The sequence below is a fragment of the Bacillus cereus group sp. BfR-BA-01524 genome (assembly GCF_022662595.1).
Classification (GTDB): Bacteria; Bacillota; Bacilli; order Bacillales; family Bacillaceae_G; genus Bacillus_A; species Bacillus_A thuringiensis_S.
Genome location: NZ_JAKUDW010000243.1, coordinates 1 through 1005, shown reverse-complemented (window position 1 = coordinate 1005; position 1005 = coordinate 1). Strand labels below are relative to the sequence as shown.

Sequence of the window (1005 nt, the reverse complement as noted above, 5' to 3'; positions counted from 1 at the left end):
AAAAAAGGAATGACAGAAGTTCTATCATTAAAAATAGAAAATGAAATGGTAGATACGGGAAATGTAGAAATTACAAAAATAGATAAAGATAATAAGGCACCATTAGTAGGTGTAATCTTTGAAGTTCAAGACGACAAAGGCAAGGTGGTAACGAAAGTAACGACAGATAAAACTGGAAAAGCAACAGTTTCAGATTTATCAGTAGGAAAGTACAAGTTAGTAGAAGTAGAGAGTTTACCAGGCTACAAAAAATTAGAAAAGCCTGTACCATTTGAAATTAAAAAAGGTATGACAAAATCTTTAACGTTCACTGTAGAAAATGAAATGGTAGATACGGGGAATGTAGAAATCACAAAAATAGATAAAGACAGTAAAGCTCCATTAGAAAATGTTGTATTTGAAGTACGTGACTCAAAAGGAAAAGTAGTTGCAAAAGTAACAACGGATAAAGAAGGAAAAGCAAACGTTTCAGATTTATCTATTGGAAAGTATGAGTTAGTAGAAGTAGAAACACCGGCAGGATACAAGCCACTAGAAAAGCCAGTTTCATTCGAAATTGAAAAAGGTAGAGTTACAGCATTACAATTGACTGTAGAAAATGAATTAGTGGATGTAGGAAATATAGAAATTACAAAAGTAGATAAAGAAAATAAAGATGCTTTAGCTGATGCAGTCTTTGAAATTCAAGATGCAGCAGGACAAGTAGTCGCTAAAATAACGACAGATAAAAAAGGACAAGCACAAGTTACTAATTTATCAGTTGGCACATACAAGTTAGTAGAAGTAAAAGCACCAAAAGGATATAAGCAATTGGTAGATCCGATTACTTTCCAAATTGAAAAAGGCATGACAAAATCTCTTGCTTTAACAGTAGAAAATGAAATGTTAGACAAGGGAAATGTAGAAGTAACAAAAGTAGATAAAGATAGTCAAAAAGTATTAGAAGGCGTAGTCTTCGAAGTTCAAGACGACAAAGGCAAAGTAGTAACAGAAGTAACGACAGAT

1 protein-coding gene is annotated in these 1005 nt (G+C 32.7%); it reads left to right on the top strand.

Going from position 1 to position 1005, the window contains the following annotated elements:
• Positions 1–1005: MSCRAMM family protein (locus MR170_RS30750; protein ID WP_276575693.1), on the top strand; the 1005-nt coding region annotated here is incomplete at both ends.